The following is a 16,854-nucleotide window of genomic DNA, read 5'->3' as shown; positions in this document are numbered from 1 at the left end:
CCCCCCTCACTCCCCCCGGCTCAACTCCATCGCCAGCGCGCGGTCTTCGGGCGGGATCAGGCCTTCGAGGACTTGCCAGAACCCGGTCACCGCTTCCTGCCCCGCGCGGCCATAGGCCGCCGACAACCGCTCGCGCAGCCGGTCGAACAGGTCGATTTCGAGGGCGGCGCCCGTGTCGGTCAGGCGCAGCAGTTTCTGGCGCCGGTCGGTCTCGCCCGGGGCGGTGGCGACCAGATTGCGGGTGGTGAGTTCGGTCAGCACGCGACCCAGCGACTGTTTGGTGATCGCGAGCAGCCGAAGCAATTCGCCCACGGTCAAGCCGGGCTGGCGCGCAATGAAGTACAGCGCCCGCTGGTGCGCGCGGCCGAGCCCGTGTTCGGCCAGCAACGCATCGGCACTGCGCGTCATGTGCGAATAGCCGAAATAGAGCAGTTCGACGCCGCGCCGGATTTCGGGTTCGCGCAGGAACAGCGGCGAGGCACGCGGCGTCGACATCGCGTTCGGGGAAATTGGGCCAGCCATGTTGACCTGTTCTGCCAGTCTGGATAGGCCGAGGCAAGACCTGCGGAGAGCCTGATGTCCGACTTTGCGTTCGCGCCGAATCCGAATTGCGTCACGCCCGATGCCCGCGCGGCGTTGCTTGCCGATCCCGGTTTCGGGCGGGTGTTCACCGACCATATGGCGATGATCCGCTATGCCGACGGCAAGGGCTGGCACGATGCCAAAGTTGTAGCGCGCGGACCCATCCCGATGGATCCCGCCACCGCCGTGCTCCATTACGCGCAGGAAATCTTCGAGGGGATGAAGGCGTATCGCCATCCCGACGGCGCGACCGCGCTGTTCCGGCCGTTCGCCAATGCGGCGCGCTTCAACCGGTCGGCAACGCGCCTCGCCATGCCCGAATTGCCGGAGGAGATGTTCGTCGGATCGGTCGAAGCGCTGCTGCGCGCGGACGCCGACTGGATGCCGAGCATCGACGGCGCGTCGATCTATTTGCGCCCCTTCATGTTCGCGTCCGAAGTGTTCCTGGGGGTGAAGCCCTCGGCGGAGTATCTCTATCTGGTCATCGCCAGCCCGTCGGGCAATTACTGGAAGGGCGGGGCGCGGGCGATTTCGATCTGGGTTTCTGACCAGTACACCCGCGCCGCGCCGGGCGGGACGGGGGCGGCGAAATGCGGCGGCAATTACGCCGCGAGCTTGCCCGCCATGGCCGAAGCCACCGCGCACGGATGCGACCAGGTCGTGTTCCTCGACGCGGTCGAGCGCCGTTATGTCGAGGAACTCGGCGGGATGAATGTGTTCTTCGCGTTCGACGACGGGTCGATTGCCACCCCCGCTCTGTCGGGGACGATCCTTGAGGGGATTACCCGCGATTCGCTGATGATGCTTGCCCGCGACGAGGGGCTGACGGTGCGCGAAGAGCCCTATGCCATCGACCAGTGGCGCGCCGATGCGGCCAGCGGCCATCTGCGCGAGGCATTTGCGTGCGGCACGGCGGCGGTCGTCACCAGCATCGGGGAAGTGCGGAGCGCGAACGGCAATTTCACCATCGGCGCGGGCGGACCCGGCCAGTTGACCGAGCGGCTCAAGGACCGGCTGGTCGCGATCCAGCGCGGGACACAAGCCGATCCCCACGGCTGGGTGCACCGGATCGGCCCGAATTAACGCCTACTCCTTTGCAACCGTGCGCGGCTTGGCTAAGGGCCGCGTTCCGTCGTGCTGGGGCGTCGCCAAGCGGTAAGGCAGCGGCTTTTGATGCCGCCATTCGCAGGTTCGAATCCTGCCGCCCCAGCCAAGTAGTTATAAAACTAAATCTAGCAATTTAGTAACACAAATGCTGGGATTTAAGCTTATTATCATTTCTATATGAATCTGTTTTCGATATATTATGCCGTAATGACGGATCAATGCCCAAGAATGTTGGTCTTTTTGTTGGTCTCGTGTTGAGAAGAGGGGCATATAAGTCCAGCGTGAAAAGATGTTGGACTCGTAACGCATTCGATCGTTGTGAAAGTGTCAGTTCGAATCCCAATATTCCAGCCATTCTCGGGCAGTCGTCAGCTGAGCCGAAAAACGTGAATGTCATTTCGCAACTGCTTTTGGGTCGGTAGTCGATTGGCAGCTTAGGGTGTGCTGATGTGGGAAAGCAGTCATTGATCGAGCCGCGGCTCAATGTGCTCGCTTGATTCAAGCGGCGGAACGTCTGGCGTTTCCATGAATTGAACCGGTTTCGTAACAGATGGAGACCGATTTATGACCGCGCGCGCCTATTGGCAGGGACAGATCAGGCTCGCCCTCGTCTCGATCCCGGTCGAGATTTTTAGTGCGACCAAATCGGGTGCGCAAATCGCGTTTCACCAAGTTCATGAACCCAGCGGCAAGCGGGTGAAGTACGAGAAGGTCGTGCCTGGCCTCGGGGCCGTCGATACCGAGGAAATCGTTAAGGGCTTCGAATATGCCAAGGGCGATTATGTCCTGCTTGAACAGGACGAAATCGACGCGGTCAAACTGGAATCGAAGAAGACGCTCGAGCTGACCCAGTTCGTCGATGCCAACGAGATCGACGTCCTCTATTACGAGCGTCCCTATTTCGTCGTTCCCGCCGACGATCTTGCCGAAGAAGCCTTTATCGTTTTGCGTGAGGCGCTGCGCCAGTCGAAGAAGGTCGGTCTCGGCCAGCTGGCGATGCGCGGTCGTGAATACGTCGTCAGCCTGAAGCCCTGCGGACGCGGGATGGTGCTCGAAACGCTGCGCTACGCCGATGAGGTCAACAAGGCGCAGGGATATTTTCGCGATATTCCCGACACCAAACCCGATGCCGATCTGCTCGAACTGGCAACAACCCTCATCGACAAAAAGACCGGCGATTTCGATCCGTCGAAATTCCACGATCGCTATGTCGACGCCCTGAAGGCTCTGATCGAGCGCAAGAAGAAATCGAAGTCGAACCGGAAGATCATCGAGGATCAGGACGAAGGCGGCGCACGGTCGGGATCGAATGTCATCGACCTGATGGCCGCTCTCAAAAAATCGATTGAAAAGCCTGCCGCCGCAAAGGCTCCGGCAAACAAACCTCCGGCGAAAAAGCGCGCGTGATGGCCGAGGACGATCCGCTCTCCACCTATAATGCGAAGCGCGACTTCACCAAGACCCAGGAACCAAAGGGCGCGCTGGAACCCGGTTACGGCAATCGCTTCATGGTGCAAAAGCATGATGCCACGCGGCTGCACTGGGATTTGCGGCTCGAAGTCGATGGCGTGATGAAGAGCTGGGCAGTGACGCGCGGCCCCAGCCTCAACCCCGACGACAAACGTCTGGCGGTCCAGACCGAGGATCACCCGCTATCCTATTCGAACTTCGAGGGCACCATCCCTCAGGACGAATATGGCGGTGGCACGGTGATGCTGTGGGATGACGGCACATGGGCACCGATTGCGGGCAAGTCGGCCAAAGACCTGGAACAAGGCCACCTTCACTTCGTCCTCGATGGCGAACGGATGAAAGGCGAATGGCTGCTGATCCGGTTGAAGCCGCGCGGGCAGGAACGGCACACCAACTGGTTGCTGCGCAAGATCGCTGACGATCACGCTGGCGGGTCGGACGATCTGGTCGAGGGTGCCGTTACGAGCGTCAAGACCGGCCGGACGATGCAGCAGATCGCCGACGGCCAGAAAGCAAAGGAATTGCCACGGTGGACGGCATTGCGAGAGGCCGCGGCGCGCATCGCGTCGCCAGAGCGTGCAAAGTCAGTGTTGACATCGAAGCAGGCCAATCGCGTCCCGACCAAAGCTGCGAAGATGCCCCCGTTCTCGGCGCCACAGCTCTGCACGCTGGTCGACAGCGTTCCGACAGGGACGGGCTGGATCAGCGAAGTCAAATATGACGGCTATCGCGCAATGGTTTCGGTCGGCGGCGGAAAGGCGCGTGTCTTTACCCGCAGCGGCCTCGACTGGACGGACAAGTTCGCCGGTATTGCGGCGGCGGCCGCATCCCTTCCTGTCGGCTCTGCATTGATCGATGGTGAGATTGTGGCGTTCAAAAACGGTCGCCCGGATTTCTCGACGCTGAAGGATGCCATTTCGAACGCCGGCGACATGACGTTGTTCGCCTTCGACCTGCTCGAACTGGATGGCGAGACGCTTGTCAAAATGCCCAATGTCCTGCGCAAGGATCGTCTGCGCGCGTTGATCCCCGATGACAATGACCGCCTCAGTTTTGCCGAGCATATCGTCGGTGAGGGCGAAAAGCTGTTCGAAACCATGTGTCGGGAGGGCTATGAAGGGATCGTCTGCAAGCGCGCCGATGCGCCCTATCTCGGCAAGCGCACGCCATCATGGCTGAAAGTCAAATGCACGCGGCGCCAGGAATTCGTCATTGTCGGTTGGATCGAAAGCAATACATCGCGCGGCTTCCGCTCGCTCTTGCTCGGCCTGCATGAGGGTAAGAAACTGCGTTACGCTGGAAAGGTCGGGACCGGCTTCTCGCAATCCTCGATGGCCGACCTGTTGGCAAAATTGGAACGGATCGAGCGCAAGCCGCCGACGGTTGAGGCACCGCGCGATGCCATTCGGGGCGCGCATTGGGTGAAGCCCGAACTGGTCGCCGAAATCGCTTTTGCCGAAACCACAGCTGACGGCGTCCTGCGCCATTCCAGCTTCCTCGGTTTGCGCGGTGACAAGGTTGCCCGCGAGGTCGTCGAGGATATTGCGAATTCCCCGCCCGCAATGAAAAGCGCGATCCCGATCACGCACCCCGATCGGCTGATCTTTGACGATTCTGCAGTGACCAAAGGCGATCTGGCCGCCTTTTACGAGACTATGGCCCCGGTCATGCTGCCGTTCACCGCCAACCGACCGATCAGCCTCGTTCGCTGTCCGCAGGGGCGCGGCAAGCAATGCTTTTTTCAGAAGCATGATGCCGGGTCCTTCGGCGCACACGTCAAGCAGGTGAAGATCAAAGAAAAGGACGGGTCGGTCGAACCCTATCTCCATGTCAGCGACGCCGACGGGCTGGTGCAATGCGTACAGATGGGCAGCATCGAGTTCCACGGCTGGGGCTCTTCTGTCGGAAATGTCGAAAAGCCCGACCGGCTGGTCTTCGATCTCGATCCCGACGAAGGGCTCGGATTCGACCATGTCAAAAAGGCTGCTGTCGATCTGAAGGACCACCTCGCCGAAATCGGTCTGGTCAGCTTTGCCATGTTGTCGGGTGGAAAGGGCGTGCATGTCGTCGTGCCACTGACGCCGCAAGCCGAATGGCCAGCTGTCAAGGATTTTGCCGACCGCTTTGCGCAGGCGATGTCACAGGCGGAGCCGGACCGCTTCACCGCAACGATGAGCAAGGCCAAACGTAAGGGCAAGATCTTCATCGACTGGCTGCGCAATCAGCGTGGAGCAACCGCCGTCATGCCCTATTCGGCACGGGCGCGCAGTGGCGCGCCCGTCGCTGTGCCGGTTACCTGGGCCGAACTCGAAGACATCGATACGGCTGGCAAATGGCACGTGGGCGATCAGTCCGAACTGCTGAAACGCGCGGCGTCGAAATCGCTCAGTGCCTGGGGGATTGCGCGGCAGTCGTTGCCTGACGTTTGAGTACGGTGCAGACATCATCGCGGTCGATTTGCGCGAACATTGCGGTCGTTCGCCTAGCGCCACTTCAATCCTAAAAGCGGTCGTCCGTTCATCGAGAGTTTGCTGAACTCTAAAACGCCGATATGGGGTCGACAGCGGACTGGCGGCTATTTGACGGATCGGTCGGGTAGCCGGACACTAAATTGCCCAAAACGGTCGGCTCTTGCTTCCGCCGTTGCAACAGTCGTTCGCCGAACTATGATGTGGGTCGGGGCTGAAGGCGTCGATTGACGCTTGGCCGAAGAGCGCCTCGTCCTAGAGGAGCCAAACGGCTCGAGGCTCGGTTAGCCGACGAGCGTGATTGCGCTCACGACGTTCGAGCGCCCGAGCGACAACTGCACAGTGCAGATTCTGGCCGCAGTGCACGTCAGCAATGCCGTAGCATGATCCATCGAGCGCGTGCCAAACCTGATGAATGCCGAAAGCCGCTCACCGGAAGGTCGTATCAGCAACCAGTCATCCAGGATTGATGTGGGACACCCGACTTAACGAAATTGTGATCAAAGCACCGAGCAGAGTCATTAGACCGAGCGGAATGAGAGCCATAGGATAACTGCCGGTCATTTCATGGATGTTGCCCACTGCGGCAATCGCGCCCGCCGTACCAAGGTGCGCCAAGGCATTGATGGCAGCTAAACCGGCAGCGGCAGCTCCGGCGGGCAAAATCTCTGCCGCCAGGGCCCAAAACGGTCCCTTGATCGCGTAATTGCCAACCAGTGCGAGTGTGAGCAGAACCATCGTGAAGGCAAGCGAACCGGTCAGCAAGGTGGCAATGAGCGACGCCGCAGTCAGCAGCAGGGGCAGCGCGGTGGCCCAGAACCGCTCTCCGTTCCGGTCTGCCCGCCTGCCCCAATAAAGCATAAACAGTGCGGCGACCCCGAACGGGATCATGTTGAGCAAGGCTGCTTCCCAGATCGACAGGCCGAACGACTTGATGATCTGCGGCTGCCAGAGCGATAAGGCATTGCTGGTCGCCGAGCTGCCGCAATAGATCAGTGTCAGGAACCACACTTGCCGCGTTTTCAGCATGGTCACGATCGAGCCATGCCGCTCCGAAGGGTCCTGGCGTTCCGCGGCCAATCTTCCGATCAGCCAATCGCGCTCGTCGACCGAAAGCCACCCGGCCCGGTCCGGACCGTCGCTCAGCACGAGCAGGGCGATCAATCCGAGCCCGATTGCGGGGATTGCTTCGACGATGAACAGCCACTGCCAGCCGGCCAGGCCAGCCGCCCCGTTGAGCGAGAGCAGCAGCGCCGCCAATGGCGAGCCGAGCACATTCGACAACGGAATGGCGATCATGAAAAACGCGACCATGCTGGCACGGTGGGCGCGCGGGAACCATTGGGCGATGAACAGCACCGCGCCCGGAAAGAACCCGGCCTCCGCCGTGCCGAGCAGGAACCGCAGGAGGTAGAATGAGAAAGGCCCGGCCGTGAAAGCCATCGCCAGCCCGACAAGGCCCCAGCTCACCATAATCCGGGCGATCCAGCGCCGGGCGCCGAAGCGCTGCTGGGCGAGATTGCTGGGCACTTCGAACAGGACATAGGCAACGAAAAAGAGGCTGCCGCCAAGCCCGAATGCCGCCGAACTCAGGCCGATGTCCGCGTTCATGGTCAGCGAGGCAAAACCGATATTGGTCCGGTCAATATAGGCGATCAGGTAGCAAAGGATCAGGAACGGCATGAGCCGCCACGAGACCTTGCGCATGGCACGGCGTTCGACCGACGATCGATCGTCCAACGTCGCTACGCCATCCGCCACGTCAGCGGATACCTACAGCGTCGACGGCGCGGGCATGCGCAGATCGTCCGCCCTTGCCGACGAACGATGCAGACGTGTGAGCAGCAGCGTTGCGACGAGACCCGCCACTGCGGCGACGGACAACCAGAGTCCCGGGGCCGCCTTGTTGTCGGTTACATGGATCAGATAGGTGCAGATTGCGGGCGTAAAGCCGCCAAGCGTCGTGGCGAGGCTATAGGCAAGCGAGAAGCTGGTCGTGCGGATCCGCTGCGGCATGACTTCGGTCAGGAATACGATCATCGCACCATTGTACGACGCGTAGAGCACCGCCAGCCACAATTCGACGATGAGCAGCCGTTCAAAGCTGGGGGCCGAAACGAGCCAGGTCATTGCAGGATAGGCGGTCAGCAGCGCGAGCACAGTTGCCCCGATCAGGAGCGGTTTACGACCGATCCGGTCGGACACGCCGCCCATCACCGGCAGGACGATGAAGTTGGTGAGGCCAACGCAAAGCGTGACGAGGAAAGCGCTTTCATCCGAAAGCTTGAGCTCTCTGGTCCCAAAGGTGGGCGTATAGTTGGTGATCAGGTAGAACGATACTGTGGTCATGACCACTAACATCATGCCGAGCAGCACGCGCGACCATGCCGAGCGAACCCCGGCCATCACTTCGCCAAAAGTTGGCTGATGGGGTAGGGCTTCGAATTCGGGCGTCTCTTGCAATTTACTACGCATGAACAACAGCAGCGGAATGATTGCACAGCCGACCAGAAACGGTACGCGCCAGCCCCAATTCTGCATTTCTGCCGGCGACAAAATGCTGGTGAGCAGATACCCAAGTGCGGCCGCGAAGATCACCGCGACCTGCTGGCTGGCGGATTGCCACGCGACATAGAATCCCTTGCGACCGGGCTTTGCGATTTCGGCCAGATAGACCGACACGCCGCCAAGCTCGACGCCCGCGGAGAGGCCCTGCACGAGCCGCCCGAACAGCACGAGCAGCGGTGCCGCGAGACCGATCGCGGCATAGCCCGGCGTGACCGCGATCAGGAACGTCCCCACCGCCATCATCGAGAGCGCCACAAGCAACCCAACGCGCCGGCCCTTTCGATCGAGGTACGAACCAAGCAGCAAGGCGCCGACCGGACGCATGAGAAACCCGGCGCCGAAGGTCATGAGCGTAAGCATCAGCGCGCCATAGGCATCGCCCGAGGCGAAGAAGACCTTGCTGATGATCGCCGCATAGAAGCCGAACACCATGAAATCGTACATTTCGAGGAAATTGCCGCTCGCCACGATTGCGATGGATTTCCAAGCCGCCCGTTCCCGACCAATGGCCTGTTCAGTCATTCTCGCATGCTCCGCGATAAAAATGGTGCCGTTGCGGGCGGCGCGGGGCCCCGTTGCCCCGCCGCCCTGTTGTCTTCAGAACTTGTGCTTGAGACTGACGTACAGCTGGCGCCCGCGAATATCGTGCACCTCGTTGTCATATCCCGGCCGCACGGTAAGCGCCGGTGGGTTCACGTTGAACAGATTGATCGCCCCGACTGTCAGCGATGTTCCCTCACCACCGAGGAACTTGTCCAGCGAAAGGGTGTAGCGCGCATCGATGGTCAGCTGCGAGTTGATGGGCAACTTCGTCTGATCGTCGATATACGCGCCGATGTACCGACCCGATACGTTAACGCTGTGCAGACCGTGCTGGACCGTCACGCCGGCGTTGACCTTGAAATCGGGAACCGACCCGAAAGCATTGGCAAAGTTGCGACTACCCTTGAGATCGCCGCTACCGTCGAGGCCCGCGAAGTCGGTTGACCGGAAACGGGTGATGATCGTCGACGTGGCATCGAACGTAACGTCGGTGCTGGCGAACCATTTCGGCGAATAGCGAAGGTTGATGTCGATGCCTGACGCGCTGGCATCGCCCCGGTTGAGGAATTGCGTGAACACTTGGCGCAGCTGTCCCGCTCCGTCGCGAACGACCCGGCTGGCGGGCAGGCGGCCAGCTCGAACCTCATCGACGATGAACTGCGGATCGCCCTCAGGGAGAATCAGGTTCTTGTAGTTATAGGTGAAATAGTCGACCGACATTTTCAAACCGAACCGGGTGTTCAGGACGAGGCCCAGATTGAGGTTCGATGCCGTTTGCGACTTCAGATTCGCGGACCCGCTGGTAAAGACCGTGACGTTGAAAGAGCCCGCGTTTGGCGGATCGTTCACGCTCGAATTGCTGACGGTGCCAGCAACTTGACGGATCGACGGCGCCTGGAACGAAGTACCGTAGGACCCCCGGATCGAGAGGAAGTCGGTCAGATCGAATTTGCCTGACACTTTTGGATCCACCGTCGACCCGCCCTTGCTGCCATAATTTTCATAGCGGAGGGCGGCGGAGATGTTGAAGCGATCCAGAACCGGCAGTGCGATTTCGCCGAACGCGGCGAAGACCTTCTGGGTGGTGAACGGAATTGCCGGCTCGATCTCATCCCGTCCGTTGGCACCGGACTGACGGCGCCCGTCGGGAATGTTTTCGAACCCGACCGAACGGAACTGTCCGCCGAGCGCAAAGGAGATTTGGCCGCCCGGCAAGTTGATTCCGGAGTCGCCGCTCAGGATCAGCTCTGCTGTCTGCTGAACGGTCTTGCCCGTGTCATTGATCGTGAAACTGAACGTTCCGAGCGCTGCTTCGGTGTTCGCCGCCAGCGACCGGCCATCCCTGCCGACGAGGGTGGGATTGCTGATTGCTGTGCCGAACGGATTGAACGTGCCGTTAAGCAGCGCTTGCTGGAACAGTCCGGAATCGAAATCGTGCGGTTGCGACCGCCGGTAGCTGTTCTCGGCGTATGTGTAGCTGCCGCTCAGGATCAGGCCCTTGCCCAGGTCGTAGTCGAAACCGCCGACCAAGCGCAGATTGTTGAAAGTGGTAACGAGGTCAGGGGCGGCGGCGCCATCGCCGGCGGCACCGATCGGCCGACCGCGAAAAATCACGGGGACGGCCTGAAGCGTCGGATTGGCGGCGAATTCGGCGGGTCCCGCATAGCGCAGGCCTGTTGCACCGTTGGCCACAAAGTAATTGAACGGATGCGATGCAGGAACGAGGAACCCGCCGGCGACCTGCGTCTTGTTGAGCACAGTGCCGCCGATTGCATCCCGGATTTCGTTGCGCGAGTAGCTGATCTCGCCGAACACCTTCAAGGCATCGGTCAACTCATAGTCGAACTGCGCCAGCAGCTGGATGCGCTGTTCTTTCGGAATGACCCGCCGTTGGTCGATGAAGGGATAGGAACAGGTCGTTGCAGCCGTAAGGATGCCGCCCCCGGCAACGCAGTCGGGGTCCGCAAGCGTCGTGCCGAGTACATAGGTCGTGCCCGAAGGCACCGCCCGGCTGATACGTCCCGGAGCACTGGTACCGGAGATGTAGAGCGCGCCGATGCCTGCAGCATTAGCCGAATCAAGCTGCTTGATGATCGGGATTTGGCTTCGGAAAGCGCCCGACTGCTTTCGCCAATTGGCAAATATCGAGACCCGACCCCGATCGAACCTATGTCCGAACGCCAGACCCGCTTGATAGGCATCCACGACCGATGTGCGCGCATCGGCCGTCAGCTCCAAACCTTCGAAATTCTTGCGGGTGATGACGTTCACGACACCGGCGACCGCCTCGGAGCCGTAGGTTGCCGACGCGCCGTCCGTCAGGACTTCGACCCGTTCGATGGCGTTGACCGGAAAAGCATTGGAATCCGTGAACAGCTGACCGGTGCCGTCCGTAATCGGGGAAAGCCCGGCGCGACGTCCGTTCACAAGGGTAAGCGTCGAACCCACTCCAAGTCCGCGCAGCGAGAACTGGGAAAGCCCCTGCAGGGCATTTTGTTCGTTGGCTTGTTGCGAACCCGCATTGGCCGTCAGACCCTTGAAAATATCCTGCACTGAAACCGCCCCGGTGTTGGCGATCACGGCGGAATCGACGGTCTGAACGGGAGAGACCGAATTGAAATCCCTGCTGCGGATAAGCGAGCCGGTGACCACGATCTCCGTCTCGGTCGCTGCATTCTTACCCGTAGCGGTCTGGTCCGTCGCTTGGGCGAACGCTCCCGACGAAAGCGAGACGGCGAGGACACTTGCGGAACACCGCAGCAAAAGGTTGCGATTGCAGGCCATTCTATCCCTCCCATGCGCCGGTTTGCCCGGCCGACTTTTCCAAAATCTCGGTATCCGTTCCTCGGACCGACTTTCGAGCGGGCAGGCTCCGGTGAAGTCGCGCCCAAGCCAATCCGTCAGATGGCGTAGCCGTAGGAAATGTCGTGATCCGTCATCCGCCAAATGACGTATAGCTGGTTCAAACCGCGCGCGCGGAACTGGTCAGAATTTCAGATCTTCGAGGAAAAACGCTGAAAATTCAGCGCGGCTCGCGAGACCCGACTTTGCGTAGATGTCCTGAGCCTGCTGGCGCACGGTCCTTTCGCTTGTGCCGCGTGCCCCGGCGATCTCCTTGAACTGCAGCCCCTTGAGGATCATCCATGCGATCTCGATTTCCGCACTCGAAAGGCCCCAGGTGTCAAGTTGTCGGGCGATGGCGGAGCGTTCGGACGACGCGTCGGATTCGATTTGGGCGCAGACCGTTTCAAGTGCCTGTCTGGCTTCGCGCAGTTCGCTTTCACTTCGCCGGGTGGCAAGTCGCTGCCAAACCACGATGCCGGCGAACAGTGCGGCAGCGACCAGCGCTACGACTGCGTACCGCCAGGGTCGATCAAGGAGGTTTCGATAATAGGAATCGGGTTCCCGGTTGGCAGCATCCGATGTCACGAGACGGGATATTTGCCGCTCCTGTTGAATAATGAATTCCGGAAAGTCCTGCGGGCTCGACTGCGGTGCATTCCAGCCGTGTTTGCTGGATTCGCGTGTCCAGCTGGGACTGGCCAGGACGCGGCGCATGATGTCGCGAACTGTCAGCACCTGATCCGCCGATGCTTTTCGGGATATAAAGACACCCTTCCAGTCCGAAAAGGTCAGGTCGATGCCTGCCTCGCGAATCGTGGGGACGTCGACACCAGGGATGCGGTGCGCACCGGAAACGGTCAGCATACGCAGCGTCGACTTCAGCGGGGACTCGTCGACCTCCTCATAGCTGCTGACGGCGGCAAGATGGTGTCCGGCCAGCAACCGTTCGGAAATGGCATCGCCACCACCCGGAACGGCGATGAAGTTGAATCGCTCGCGCGGAAGGTCGAGCTTTCTGGCAATTGCCAGCAACAGCATTTCGTCGGGACTACCCAACGAACCCCCGACCCATTCGAAGCGATCTTCCGACGTTCGCATCAGCTCGATCAAATCGGAGAATGATCGGACGGGGCTGTCCGATCGCACCGCGACCACCAGCGAAATCTGATTCAGCTGGCAAATGGCGGTGACATTCCTCAGCGTTACGATCGATCGGTTCTCGGTCGCTGCGCCGACGATGCTCGACCCGCCGATAAAGATGGCGGGCACGTCTGGCGCAGGCGCGGCATCGAACTGGGCCAGCGCGATCAGGCCACCGGCGCCGGGGGAGCGACGAATCTCGACTCGCTTTGCCAACCCCTCACTGCGCAAGGCCCTGGCCAGTGCTTGGGCGGTATTGTCGAATCCGCCGCCCGCCGAGCCAGGAACGATAATCACCAATCGATCGAGCGGCGTCTGGGCCGAAGCCGGGGCGTGACCGAGCATAGCCATCACCAATGATGACAAAAGTACAAGAACTCGCCCGACCACGAGCCTCAAACACTGCCCTCCCCTATGATTTGTCCCCGTCCGGCCCGCTAAGTCATCCGTCGGATTGTCGCGGACACTGTCTGCGGTCAGTAGGTAGCCAGACCACTTGGGGAAGGCAATGTGAACCGCAGAACGGCTCTTGGACTTTTTGCAGCTGCGATCTGGTTGCAAAGTTGTGCATCGACAATCCGGACACCGCAGCTCGCGCCGCACCGCGCCGATCTGGCGGTGATGACGTCCGGCGGCTATGCCGAAGCGCTCGACCGGCTTGCACCCGATTTCGAGCGCCAATCCGGCCTCCACATCACGATCATCCATGGCAGTTCGGCTGGCGGCGCAGCGGATTCGATTCCCGAACGGCTGAAGCGCGGCGAACCTGCGGATGTGGTCGTCCTGTCGCGCCAAGGCCTTGCACTGCTGCAGCAACAGGCGCTCGTGCAGGCTGGGACCGACCGCGATCTGGTCCGATCGCGGATCGGCATGGCGGTACGCGTCGGCGCGCCGGTCCCTGACATTTCCACCCCGGACAAATTTGTCGCGGTCATGCTGAACGCGCCTTCGATCGGCTATTCGGCCAGCGCCAGCGGCACCTATCTGTCAACTACGCTCTGGCCCCGACTGGGTCTGGCGGCTGCGCTGCTCCCCAAGTCCAAGCGGATCCTGAGCGAACGCGTCGGCTCGGTGGTCGCGCGCGGCGAGGTCGCGATCGGCTTTCAGCAAATGAGTGAATTACTACCGATTCAGGGGATAGTCGTTGTCGGGCCGATTCCGGACGCATATCAGAAAGTCACGGTCTTCACGCTCGCCAAGACATTGCGAGGGGCCGGTAATCCGGCAAGCGACCGTCTGCTCAGATTCCTGACCTCGCGGCAGGTGGCCCGCCAGGTTGCGGCCACCGGCCTCGAACCCATCGATCCCCGGTAACGTCGCCATGCCGGACGTTCTCGTGATCGGCGGCGGCAATGCCGCGCTGTGCGCTGCGATCAGTGCACGTGCAGCGGGGGCGTCGGTCATGATCCTGGAGAGCGCCCCGCGACACATGCGAGCCGGCAATTCCCGGCATACGCGCAACATCCGCGTCATGCATACGACGCCTCAGGCGCCACTTCTCGGACAGTATGAGGCGTCCGAGTATTTCGACGACCTGCTAAAGGTAACCGGCGGCCGGACCGATACAGGGCTTGCCACGCTCGTTATCGAGCAAAGCACTGAAGCCTTCCAGTTCCTGCGCTCGCATGGCGTCCATTTTCAACGGGCCCTGTCGGGGACGCTGAATCTGTCGCGCACCAATGCCTTCTTCCTTGGTGGCGGCAAGGCGCTCGTGAACGCGCTCTATGCGACCGCTGAGCGGATGGGGATCGCAATACGTTATGATGCGGAAGTGCAAAGCGTCGTACTTCGCGACCAGCGCATCGGCTTTGTCGAATTCCAGTCAGAGGGAGAGCACAAGTCGCTAATACCCAAAGCGGTCGTTGCCGCGTCGGGCGGATTTCAGGCCAATCTCGAATGGCTTGGCGAGGCATGGGGCGACGCCGCCGCCAACTTCGCCGTGCGGGGCACGCCCTATGCGCAGGGCAAGGTGCTGCGGAATCTGATCGAGCAGGGAGTCGCCACGGTCGGCGATCCCACGCAATGCCATGCCGTCGCCGTCGATGCGCGCGCGCCGCAGTTCGACGGTGGCATCGTTACGCGGCTCGATGCCATTCCCTTCGGAATCGTGGTGAACGTCCGGGCCGAACGGTTCCATGACGAAGGCGAGGATATCTGGCCCAAGCGCTATGCAATCTGGGGGAGGCTGATCGCCGAGCAGCCCGGGCAGTGCGCTTGGGTAATCTGTGACAAACCTGCAACGGCGCTGTTCATGCCCTCCTGCTATCCGGCGATCGAGGCGGACACGCTCGAGGGGCTCGCCGAGCGCCTGGGGCTCGATGCTCCAGCGCTCGCAAAGATCGTCGGGTCGTTCAACGCCGCCTGCCCGAAGTCAGGCTTTGACGCGGCCGGCCTCGATGGCTGCGCGACCGTCGGCCTGTCGCCGCCCAAGAGCAACTGGGCCGCGCCGATCGCCACGCCGCCCTTTATTGCCTACCCGTTGCGGCCGGGGATCACGTTCACCTACCTCGGCGTGAAGGTCGACCGGCACGCCCGCGTGCAAGACGCAACAGATCAACCGGTCGACAATCTTTACGCAGCCGGGGAGATCATGGCCGGCTCTATCCTTGGCCAAGGCTATCTCGCTGGGTTCGGCATGGCGATCGGAAGCGTCTTCGGGCGGATCGCCGGACAGGAGGCGGCCCGCCATGCACGGACCTGACCTTGTCGCCCTGACCGGATCGAAGGGCGAGGCCGCATTGGCCGAAGCGCGCCGCGCGCTGCAAATCTGCAACGCCTGCCGCTATTGCGAGGGTTATTGCGCCGTTTTCCCGGCGATGACGCTGCGCCGCGAGTTTGCCGACGCGGACCTCATTCACCTCGCCAACCTGTGCCACGGCTGCCGCGATTGTCTTTACGCCTGCCAGTACGCGCCGCCGCACGAATTCGGGATCAACATTCCCAAGACCATGAGCGAAGTGCGGATCGAGAGCTATGCGAGAGCGGCGCCCGGAACTCGCCTTCTGGTGGACCGCCCACAATTGGCAACGGCGCTGCTGCTCGGCATGATGGTCGCTCTGGTCGAACTGTATCGACGACTGCTCGGCGGCGATCCGGGAGGGCGGGGATTTTACGCAGTGATGGGCCGCGAGGCGATGATCGCCTTCGGGTTGACCGCAGCGGGCTTTGCCCTGACCGGGCTGACCATTGGCTTGCTCCGCTATCGGGCATTTGCGGGTCCAGCGGATCATTTCGGACCATCGCTACGGAGCTGGTGGCGCGCCGCCGGCGATGCTGCCACCCTTCGCTATCTCGGCGGCGGAGGTGTCGGCTGCAACGACACCGGCGAAAGCTTCAGCTACAAGCGGCGCCTGTATCATCACCTGATGGCGTGGGGCTTCGCCGCCTGCTTTGCGGCGACATCCCTCGGCGCAATCTACGACCACCTGCTTCACTGGCCGGCACCTTATCCCTGGATCAGCGTCCCTGGCTTGTTGGGTACTGTCGGCGGCATCGCCATGATCGCCGGCACCACCGGCCTGATCTGGCTGAAGCGCATCGAAGGCGATTCCGTTTCCAGCCCGACTACCCGCGCATTCGACCGGTCGCTTCTAATCCTGCTGCTGATCGCGGCCGCAACAGGACTCGCGAACCGACTGGCACACGGAACCGCTACCCTGACGCCAGCGCTCATCATGCATTTGGCCAGCATCGGTGCATTGCTGGTGGCAATGCCGCTTGGCAAGTTCATGCACGCAGGCTTTCGTTTCCTCGCGCTCGCGCGTCATGCCGACGAGCGACGACGTTTGAGGATCGATTAACTTGTGTACACGCGAAATCGAACATTCTGAGCGGCCGAAAAGGGCGCTGACCGACGGGCATCGAAGCAGCCCGCCGAGCTGGAAAGGAGAAGCTCTAGACATTCGACATCGGTCGAGTCCGCTTCCGGCCGCTCGGAGCAAGCAATTCAATGACCGGAATGGGGGCGCATAGCGGGCGTGCAAATCACGCATTGATCCTTTCAGCGCTTGAACACTGTCGTCCCATCGCATCCCGCACCTTTGTTGGTCCCATTGTTGGTCTCATTGTTGGTCTCGCCACGGCAGGCAGAAGATAAAACATAGCTTTTTCAGAATGATAACTCACTGTG

Annotated in this window: 11 protein-coding genes and 1 tRNA gene; 7 read left to right on the top strand and 5 right to left on the bottom strand. The window is 61.2% G+C overall.

From position 1 onward, the window contains the following. Window positions 1–6: 6 nt before the first annotated feature. The gene (locus M0209_RS10805) at window positions 7–522 is read right to left on the bottom strand and encodes a MarR family winged helix-turn-helix transcriptional regulator (protein ID WP_258888279.1); all 516 of its coding nucleotides are present in this window, start codon (window positions 520–522) and stop codon (window positions 7–9) included. A gap of 54 nt (window positions 523–576) precedes the next feature. Between M0209_RS10805 and M0209_RS10800 the strand changes: the two genes are divergently transcribed. The 4 genes from M0209_RS10800 (at window position 577) to ligD (ending at window position 5,591) form a co-directional block, all read left to right on the top strand. Next, on the top strand, window positions 577–1,665 hold the full coding sequence (locus tag M0209_RS10800) for a branched-chain amino acid aminotransferase (protein WP_258888278.1): 1,089 nt from the start codon (window positions 577–579) through the stop codon (window positions 1,663–1,665). A gap of 55 nt (window positions 1,666–1,720) precedes the next feature. Next, window positions 1,721–1,795, top strand: a tRNA-Gln gene (locus M0209_RS10795). Between the two features lie 458 nt (window positions 1,796–2,253). After that, on the top strand, window positions 2,254–3,096 hold the full coding sequence (locus M0209_RS10790) for a Ku protein (RefSeq protein WP_258888277.1): 843 nt from the start codon (window positions 2,254–2,256) through the stop codon (window positions 3,094–3,096). After that, on the top strand, window positions 3,096–5,591 hold the full coding sequence (ligD, locus tag M0209_RS10785) for a DNA ligase D (RefSeq protein WP_258888276.1): 2,496 nt from the start codon (window positions 3,096–3,098) through the stop codon (window positions 5,589–5,591). The genes M0209_RS10790 and ligD overlap by 1 nt, the downstream gene beginning before the upstream one ends. A gap of 495 nt (window positions 5,592–6,086) precedes the next feature. Here ligD and M0209_RS10780 read toward each other — a convergent pair whose 3' ends face one another. The 4 genes from M0209_RS10780 to M0209_RS10765 form a co-directional block, all read right to left on the bottom strand. Beyond that, window positions 6,087–7,370, bottom strand: a complete 1,284-nt coding sequence (locus tag M0209_RS10780; RefSeq protein WP_258888275.1) for an MFS transporter — start codon at window positions 7,368–7,370, stop codon at window positions 6,087–6,089. Between the two features lie 33 nt (window positions 7,371–7,403). Continuing rightward, complete coding sequence (locus M0209_RS10775) at window positions 7,404–8,720, bottom strand: MFS transporter (RefSeq protein ID WP_258888274.1); 1,317 nt, start codon at window positions 8,718–8,720, stop codon at window positions 7,404–7,406. Window positions 8,721–8,795: 75 nt separating this feature from the next. Then, on the bottom strand, window positions 8,796–11,525 hold the full coding sequence (locus M0209_RS10770; RefSeq protein WP_258888273.1) for a TonB-dependent siderophore receptor: 2,730 nt from the start codon (window positions 11,523–11,525) through the stop codon (window positions 8,796–8,798). Window positions 11,526–11,726: 201 nt separating this feature from the next. Further along, window positions 11,727–13,076: a LuxR family transcriptional regulator gene (locus tag M0209_RS10765; protein WP_258888272.1), complete on the bottom strand. Its 1,350-nt coding sequence runs from the start codon at window positions 13,074–13,076 to the stop codon at window positions 11,727–11,729. 159 nt (window positions 13,077–13,235) lie between these two features. Here M0209_RS10765 and M0209_RS10760 point away from each other — a divergent pair, with 159 nt between their 5' ends. The 3 genes from M0209_RS10760 to tcuB are packed head-to-tail and all read left to right on the top strand — an operon-like array spanning window position 13,236 to window position 16,525. Beyond that, window positions 13,236–14,039: a substrate-binding domain-containing protein gene (locus M0209_RS10760; RefSeq protein ID WP_258888271.1), complete on the top strand. Its 804-nt coding sequence runs from the start codon at window positions 13,236–13,238 to the stop codon at window positions 14,037–14,039. Between the two features lie 7 nt (window positions 14,040–14,046). Next, entirely contained in the window at window positions 14,047–15,426 is a 1,380-nt protein-coding gene (gene tcuA / locus M0209_RS10755; RefSeq protein ID WP_258888270.1) for an FAD-dependent tricarballylate dehydrogenase TcuA, read from the top strand. After that, on the top strand, window positions 15,413–16,525 hold the full coding sequence (tcuB, locus tag M0209_RS10750) for a tricarballylate utilization 4Fe-4S protein TcuB (protein WP_258888269.1): 1,113 nt from the start codon (window positions 15,413–15,415) through the stop codon (window positions 16,523–16,525). Before tcuA ends, tcuB begins: the two co-directional genes overlap by 14 nt. Window positions 16,526–16,854: the final 329 nt, after the last annotated feature.

It is taken from the genome of Sphingomonas sp. SUN039 (assembly GCF_024758725.1).
Classification (GTDB): domain Bacteria; phylum Pseudomonadota; class Alphaproteobacteria; order Sphingomonadales; family Sphingomonadaceae; genus Sphingomonas_O.
The sequence above is the reverse complement of the archived record's forward strand: the minus strand, read 5'-3'. Positions and strand labels throughout refer to the sequence as shown.

Excerpts from the sequence above, each read along its gene's own strand:
- M0209_RS10805 (WP_258888279.1), bottom strand. The coding sequence starts at position 522 with ATGGCTGGCCCAATTTCCCCGAACGCGATGTCGACGCCGCGTGCCTCG.
- M0209_RS10770 (WP_258888273.1), bottom strand. The coding sequence starts at position 11,525 with ATGGCCTGCAATCGCAACCTTTTGCTGCGGTGTTCCGCAAGTGTCCTC.
- M0209_RS10800 (WP_258888278.1), top strand. The coding sequence starts at position 577 with ATGTCCGACTTTGCGTTCGCGCCGAATCCGAATTGCGTCACGCCCGAT.
- M0209_RS10765 (WP_258888272.1), bottom strand. The coding sequence starts at position 13,076 with ATGGCTATGCTCGGTCACGCCCCGGCTTCGGCCCAGACGCCGCTCGAT.
- tcuB (WP_258888269.1), top strand. The coding sequence starts at position 15,413 with ATGCACGGACCTGACCTTGTCGCCCTGACCGGATCGAAGGGCGAGGCC.
- M0209_RS10790 (WP_258888277.1), top strand. The coding sequence starts at position 2,254 with ATGACCGCGCGCGCCTATTGGCAGGGACAGATCAGGCTCGCCCTCGTC.
- ligD (WP_258888276.1), top strand. The coding sequence starts at position 3,096 with ATGGCCGAGGACGATCCGCTCTCCACCTATAATGCGAAGCGCGACTTC.
- tcuA (WP_258888270.1), top strand. The coding sequence starts at position 14,047 with ATGCCGGACGTTCTCGTGATCGGCGGCGGCAATGCCGCGCTGTGCGCT.
- M0209_RS10775 (WP_258888274.1), bottom strand. The coding sequence starts at position 8,720 with ATGACTGAACAGGCCATTGGTCGGGAACGGGCGGCTTGGAAATCCATC.